At 70.1% G+C, this 5,730-nt stretch carries 6 protein-coding genes; 1 reads left to right on the plus strand and 5 read right to left on the minus strand.

Annotation, left to right across the window (positions count from 1 at the left end):
* The 4 genes from trpB to LI92_RS19355 form a co-directional block, all read right to left on the minus strand.
* A partial coding sequence (gene trpB, locus LI92_RS19340) for a tryptophan synthase subunit beta (protein WP_046321821.1) occupies positions 1-1,079 on the minus strand: 1,079 nt, incomplete at its 3' end.
* Entirely contained in the window at positions 1,080-1,898 is an 819-nt protein-coding gene (gene trpC, locus LI92_RS19345; RefSeq protein ID WP_046321823.1) for an indole-3-glycerol phosphate synthase TrpC, read from the minus strand.
* A gap of 81 nt (positions 1,899-1,979) precedes the next feature.
* Positions 1,980-2,639 carry a TIGR02234 family membrane protein gene (locus LI92_RS19350; RefSeq protein WP_046321822.1) on the minus strand — a complete coding sequence of 220 codons (660 nt, stop codon included), beginning with the start codon at positions 2,637-2,639 and terminating at the stop codon, positions 1,980-1,982.
* Entirely contained in the window at positions 2,632-4,194 is a 1,563-nt protein-coding gene (locus LI92_RS19355) for an anthranilate synthase component I (protein ID WP_192830095.1), read from the minus strand. Before LI92_RS19355 ends, LI92_RS19350 begins: the two co-directional genes overlap by 8 nt.
* 91 nt (positions 4,195-4,285) lie before the next feature.
* Here LI92_RS19355 and LI92_RS19360 point away from each other — a divergent pair, with 91 nt between their 5' ends.
* The gene (locus tag LI92_RS19360; protein ID WP_046321825.1) at positions 4,286-4,750 is read left to right on the plus strand and encodes a peroxiredoxin; all 465 of its coding nucleotides are present in this window, start codon (positions 4,286-4,288) and stop codon (positions 4,748-4,750) included.
* A gap of 33 nt (positions 4,751-4,783) precedes the next feature.
* Here the strand turns inward: LI92_RS19360 and LI92_RS19365 are convergent.
* Positions 4,784-5,730 (minus strand): coiled-coil domain-containing protein (locus LI92_RS19365; RefSeq protein WP_046321826.1); only part of this gene is annotated, 947 nt, incomplete at its 5' end.

Here is a 5,730-nt window from a genome sequence, read left to right on the forward strand (position 1 = left end):
ACGCCGAACGCGTCCATGGCCTCGGAGTCGGTGATCGGGCGGTATTCGGCGCGCCCGGTCTCGCGCAGCCAGGCGTGTTCGGGGCCCACACCGGGATAGTCCAGGCCCGCCGAGATCGAATGCGACTCGATGGTCTGACCGTCCTCGTCTTGCAGCAGGTAGGAGAACGAGCCCTGGAAGGCGCCCGGCGATCCGCCGGCGAAGGTCGCGGCATGCCGGCCGGTGTCCACCCCGTCGCCGCCGGCTTCGAACCCGATCAGCCGAACCGCCGGATCGTCGAGGAAGGCGTGGAAGATGCCGATGGCGTTGGACCCGCCGCCCACGCACGCCACCACGGCATCGGGCAACCGGCCCGCCATCTGCTGGATCTGAACGCGCGTTTCCAGGCCGACGATCCGCTGGAAGTCCCGCACCATGGTCGGGAACGGGTGCGGTCCGGCCGCGGTACCGAAGCAGTAGTAGGTGCGATCGGCATTGGTCACCCAGTCCCGGAACGCCTCGTTGATGGCGTCTTTGAGGGTCTGCGAACCGGATTCGACGGACACCACCTGGGCGCCCAGCAGCCGCATCCTGGCCACATTGAGCGCCTGACGGCGGGTGTCGACCGCACCCATGTAGATCACGCACTCCAGCCCGAGCAGGGCGCAGGCGGTCGCGGTGGCGACCCCGTGCTGGCCGGCGCCGGTCTCGGCGATCACCCGGGTCTTGCCCATATGGCGCGCCAGCAGCGCTTGGCCCAGCACGTTGTTGATCTTGTGCGAACCGGTGTGGTTGAGGTCCTCGCGCTTCAAGAAGATGCGGGCACCGCCGGCGTGGGCCGTCAGGCGCTGCGCCTCATACAGTGGCGAGGGTCGGCCGGTGTAGTGCGTCTGCAGGTCATCGAGGGTGTCGAGGAACTCGCGGTCGTTGCGCACCTTGTCGTAGGCGGCGGTGACCTCTTCGATGACGGCCATCAGCGCTTCGGCGACGTAGCGGCCGCCGTAGACGCCGAAATGCCCGCGGGCGTCGGGCTCGTGGCGGGTGGGCTCAGCCACTCCGGCACTGGCGCGCGGAATACTCGGGTGCGGGGTGTCTGACATTTAGCGGGCCGACTTCGGGCAGGACGGATGCTTACCCGCACTGACCAAATCGGCAACAGCTGCTCGCGGGTCGCCGCTGGTGACCAGCCCCTCGCCGACCAGGACGGCATCCGCGCCGGCACCGGCGTAGGCCAACAGGTCCGCGGTACCGCGCACACCGGACTCGGCGATCTTGACCACCTCGGTGGGCAGTCCGGGCGCGATGCGTGCGAAGCAGTCGCGGTCGACTTCCAGCGTATTGAGGTCGCGGGCGTTGACACCGATCACCTTGGCGCCGGCGGTCAGTGCCCGGTCGGCCTCCTCTTCGGTGTGCACCTCGACCAGGGCGGTCATGCCGAGCGACTCGGTGCGGTCCAGCAGGGACTCCAGGGCCTGCTGGCCGAGCGCCGCCACGATCAGCAGCAGCATGTCCGCGCCGTGGGCACGCGCCTCGTGAATCTGGTACGGGCGCACGATGAAGTCTTTGCGCAGCACCGGAACCGACACCGCGGCCCGCACCGCGTCCAAATCCGCCAGCGAGCCGTTGAACCGGCGCTGCTCGGTCAGCACACTGATCGCGCGGGCGCCGCCGTCGGCATAGGTGCTGGCCAGCTCCGCCGGGTCGGCGATGGGAGCCAGCTGCCCCTTGGACGGACTGGCCCGCTTGACCTCCGCGATCACCGCGATGCCGGGCTCGCGAAGCGCAGCCATCACGTCCAGCGGCGGGGACATGGCCTCAGCTGCGGCTTTGACTTCCGCAAGTGGGACGGCAGCCTCCCGGACGGCAAGGTCGGCGCAGACTCCCTCGATGATGGAGTCGAGAACGGATGCCGAAGTCATGACTGCCGCTTCCTCTCCCGCGTCCGGTGGGCCTTCGTCGAACACTTCCAAGAAGGGTAACGATCGTCGCTGCCCACGCTGTCACCGACCCTCGCCGTCCGGTCCCGGTGGCCGCTCCTCCGGATCCCCCGTGGGGTCGCGCCCCTCGTCGAGGGCGTCCCACATCAAACGTTCCGAGGCCTGCGCACCCGCCGGTCCGGCGGGCAGATCCCGGGTGGCCGCGCGGCGCGCCGCAGGCGCGGAATACTTGTTGACGCGGCCGACGCCGTGCGCGGCGGTACGCATCAACAATACGGCCGCCACCAGCACGCACCCGGCCGCAACCAGGGTCAACACCGCTCCGGTGAGGCGCCGGTCGGTGCCCAGCAGAGAGGTCAGCGGGATCTCAGCGATGTCCAGCGCCCGCACGGTGATGTCACGGGCCGCCCACATGCTCAGGCCCAGGTAGCCGCAAGCCAGGCTCACCGCGGCCAGCACCACCGCCAGGACCCGCAGTTGCCATCCGCGCACAGCCATCGCGGCCACCGCAGCCGCCAGGCACAACAGCGCCATCGGCACCAGCGCGGTGGACCAGGACGCCCCGGTGACGGTGAGTTGTCTGGGCTGGCCGAGCCCATCGAACGAGCGAATCAGCACCCACGGCAGCCGGGAGGCGCCCCACAACCCGCCGCCGGCGACTACCAGCAGCAGTTGCGCCCCGCGAAGGGTGCGGGCCCGGTGAGGTTCGCGGTCGTCAGCCATCGGTCCCGGGCGAGCCCAGCGTCTGCGCGGCGGCGATCGCGGCCAGCACGGCGCGGGCCTTGTTGGAGGCCTCGGTGTATTCGTAGGGGCCGTTGGAGTCGGCGACCACGCCCCCACCGGCCTGGACGTAGGCGGTGCCCGAGCGCATCAGCGCGGTGCGGATCGCGATGGCGAAGTCGGCGTTGCCGGCGAAGTCCAGGTAACCGACCACCCCGCCGTAGAGCCCGCGCCGGGTCTTCTCGACTTCCTCGATCAGCTCCATCGCCCTGACCTTGGGGGCCCCGGACAGGGTGCCGGCGGGGAAACAGGCGGTCACCGCGTCCAGCGCGGTCCGGTCCTCGGCGAGTTCCCCGGTGACGGTGGACACCAGGTGCATGACGTGGCTGTAGCGCTCGATGTGGCTGTAATCGGAGACCCGCACCGTCCCCGGAACGCAGACCCGGCCCAGGTCGTTGCGGCCCAGGTCGACCAGCATCAGGTGTTCGGCGAGCTCCTTCTCGTCCTCCAGGAGCCCCTTGGCCAGCAGCTGGTCTTCCTCCTCGGTCGCGCCCCGCCACCGGGTTCCGGCGATCGGGTGGGTGGTCGCGCGGCCCTCCTGGACGGTCACCAGCGCCTCGGGACTCGAACCCACGATCGAGAAGGCCAGTTCACCGTCGCCGTCGGGCACCTGCAGCAGGTACATATACGGGCTGGGATTGGACACCCGCAGCATCCGGTAGACATCGAGCGGGTCGGCCGTCGTCGTCATCTCGAAACGCTGCGAGGGAACCACCTGAAACGCCTCGCCGGCTTCGATCTCGCCGACCAGTCGCTCGACGATCGCCCCGTACTCCTCGGGGGTCCGCTGCCCGCGGTAGTCCGGGTCGGGCCGGTCGAAGGTCGCGACGCTGGACTCCAGCGGCTGGCTCAACGCCGCCGTCATCACATCCAGGCGGGCGACCGCGTCGTCGTAGGCCTCGTCGACATGCTCGTCGGTGCCGTTCCAGTTGACCGCGTTGGCGATCAGGGTGATGGTGCCCTCGTGGTGGTCCACGGCGGCCATGTCGCTGGCCAGCAGCAGCAGCATGTCGGGCAGCCCCAGGTCATCGACCGCGAGTTCGGGCAGCCGCTCGAGGCGGCGCACCAGGTCATAGGTGAAGAAGCCCACCAGCCCGCTCGACAGCGGCGGCAGCCCGGGGATGGTCGCCGTCTCCAGCAGGGCCAGCGTCTGGCGCAGGGCCTGCAAGGGGTCGCCTCCGGTGGGCGCGTCCTGGGGCACCGCCCCCAGCCACACCGCCTCACCGTCGCGCACCGTCAACGCCGAGGTGGTGCCGGCGCCGATGAACGACCACCGCGACCACGACCGGCCGTTCTCGGCCGATTCGAGCAGAAACGTGCCGGGGCGGTTGGCGGCCAGCTTGCGGTAGGCCGACAGCGGCGTCTCGGCGTCGGCCAGAACCTTGCGGGTCACCGGAACCACTCGGTGCTCAGCCGCCAGGGCCCGGAAGTCCGCCCGGGATGTGACACCGACCCTCGAAGTGCTCGTGGTTTGCACGCGCACATCTTCCCAGACCATGCTGATTGCCGGCGCGGCGGCGCAGCGGCCCGCCGGAATCGACCCCGGTGATCGCCGTCGCGACGCTGACACCGGGAGTAGCGTGACCGGCATGAAAACCGGCGACACCGTGGCGGACTTCGAGCTCCCCGACCAGACCGGGGCGCTGCGCACCCTCAGTGAGCTGCTGGCCGCGGGGCCGGTGGTGCTGTTCTTCTATCCGGCGGCGATGACGCCGGGCTGCACCAAGGAAGCCTGTCACTTCCGCGACCTGGCCGGCGAGTTCGCCGCCGTCGGGGCCACCCGGGTGGGTATCAGCGCCGACGCGGTCGCCAAACAGGCCACGTTCGCCGACCAGCAGGGGTTCGATTACCCGCTGTTGTCCGACGCCGACGGCACCGTGGCGGCGCAGTTCGGCGTCAAGCGCGGCCTGCTGGGCAAGTTCCTGCCGGTGAAGCGGACCACGTTCGTGATCGACACCGACCGCACCGTGCTGGCCGTGATCGCCAGCGAGTTCTCGATGGACCCCCACGCCGATAAGGCGCTGGAGGCGTTGCGGACGCGCCGGACGGCCTAGCAGCGCGCAACAGCAGGCGGCGCTCCGGCCCGCCTATCCTCCGGTGTGCGCCGGTGCCTCGGATGCGGCCTCGCTCGCCTCGGCTGGGCCGGCCGCTGCCCGGGCCTCGCCGACCGCGGTCTCGATCCAATTTCTGATCTCGCTGAGGTGGGTGACGATTCCGGCGCGTTCGCGGCTGAGTTGCTCCACCTCGGCCTGCGTGCGGTCGCGCAGCAGTTTGGCCTCGCGTTTGGTGTTGGCGATCAACGAGGACGCCTCCAGACGGGCTTCCTTGTCCAGTTTGGCGATGTTGGCCTCGGCCTGCTCCCACGCCGCCTTCATCTTCTGGTCGAGGCGCTGCTGGGCCTCGCGGCGGTTGCGCTCGTCCTCTTCCCAGGCCAGCTTGATCTGCTCGTCGAGGGCCTCCTGCGCCGCCCGGCGATTGCGTTCGTCGTCCTCGGCCAGCCGCTGGTAGACCTCGCGGCGACTGCGCTCGGCCTCTTCGATCTCCTGGGCGATGCGGCTGCGCTCCTCGTGGGCGATGCGCAGGATCTGCTCCGCCTCCTGGGTCGCGGCTTCGAGAATCTTCGTCCGCCGGGCGTGGGTGGACGCCTGGAACTCGGCGAGTGCCGCACTGGCGGCGGCCCGGTCGTGACTGGCCGCCTCCAGCTGCTCGCGCAGCTCCGTGGTGAGGGCCTCGGCGTCCTGGCGTGCCAGTTCCTTGGTGCGCCGCGCCTCCTCGGAGGCGATGCGCATCATCCGCGCGATCCGGTCGGACATGCCCTCGACGGAGTCGACCGGGCCGGCGACCTGCTCGAACTGCGATCGCAGCTGGGCCAGTTCGGCCGTGAGGCGCTGCCGCTCGTTCTCGGCCTCGGCGGTCATCCGCACCACGTCGTTTTGCAGCCGGGTGACTTCGGCGGCGAGTTGTTCGCGGTCGATGAGCGTCTTCGACTTGCTCGCCTCGAGGGACTTGTTGCGCTCCTGCAGCACGCTGATCT

Source organism: Mycobacterium sp. UM_Kg1, from assembly GCF_000972925.1.
Taxonomy (GTDB): domain Bacteria; phylum Actinomycetota; class Actinomycetes; order Mycobacteriales; family Mycobacteriaceae; genus Mycobacterium; species Mycobacterium hiberniae.

Coding starts and splice junctions, on each gene's coding strand:
- trpC (WP_046321823.1), bottom strand. CDS start 1,898: ATGACTTCGGCATCCGTTCTCGACTCCATCATCGAGGGAGTCTGCGCC.
- LI92_RS19350 (WP_046321822.1), bottom strand. CDS start 2,639: ATGGCTGACGACCGCGAACCTCACCGGGCCCGCACCCTTCGCGGGGCG.
- LI92_RS19355 (WP_192830095.1), bottom strand. CDS start 4,194: ATGGTCTGGGAAGATGTGCGCGTGCAAACCACGAGCACTTCGAGGGTC.
- LI92_RS19360 (WP_046321825.1), top strand. CDS start 4,286: ATGAAAACCGGCGACACCGTGGCGGACTTCGAGCTCCCCGACCAGACC.